This window comes from Gordonia cholesterolivorans, assembly GCF_039531975.1.
In the GTDB taxonomy this organism is placed as follows: Bacteria; Actinomycetota; Actinomycetes; order Mycobacteriales; family Mycobacteriaceae; genus Gordonia; species Gordonia sihwensis.
This window is the reverse complement of the sequence record NZ_BAAARB010000068.1, coordinates 1-728: the sequence shown is the minus strand read 5'-3', so window position 1 is coordinate 728 and position 728 is coordinate 1. Positions and strand designations below refer to the sequence as shown.

Here is a 728-nt window from a genome sequence, read left to right as displayed (position 1 = left end):
AACGCGACCGCAAACGCCTGCGCGGCTTCACGATCCTGCCCCAGGATCTGCGGCTGATGAGCAAAGTCCGCGGCTACCTCACCCCGGCGTTGCGCGCGGAAATGGAGGCGGCACTGCCGTCGTGGGCCGCACCGGGAATGAACAACCCCGACGACCCCGACTCCCCATCCGGGACCGTCGAATCGGCCGACCCGGCCGCCCTGGCGGCGGCGGTGGAGCGTGATACTCGCACGCCGGGGCAGCGCACCCATGACGGTCTGCAAGCGCTGCTGCGCGCCTCCCGCACTGGTGCTGGGGGTGGTCGGCGGTCGGGTGATCTGGTCATCACCATCACCGACCACGAGTTGGCCGAGCGCGCCGGGATCGCGTTGACCGCGACCGGGACCCGGCTGCCGGTCGCGGAGTTGATCGAAGTCGCCGCCACCGCAACCCCGCACCTGGCCGTCTTCTCCGCCCACACCGGACAAGCCCTCTACCTCGGACGAGGACGCCGGCTCGCGTCGCGGGCACAGCGGTTGATGCTCTTCGCCCGCGACCGCGGCTGCACCGCCCCCGGCTGCGACGCCCCGTTCACCCGCACCCAAGCCCATCACTTCCCCGACTGGGCCGACGGCGGCCCCACCGACATCGACCACCTCGGCGCCGCATGCGGACGCCACAATCGCTCCGTCGGACCCCGCCCCGGGCAATGGCAGACGATGATCCTGATCGACGGACCCCACGCCGGC

Annotated in this window: 1 protein-coding gene; it reads left to right on the top strand. The window is 71.8% G+C overall.

What is annotated here, in order from left to right:
- Positions 1–728, top strand: a 728-nt coding sequence (locus tag ABFX36_RS18925) for an HNH endonuclease signature motif containing protein (RefSeq protein ID WP_346077830.1), incomplete at both ends; no start/stop codon positions are given.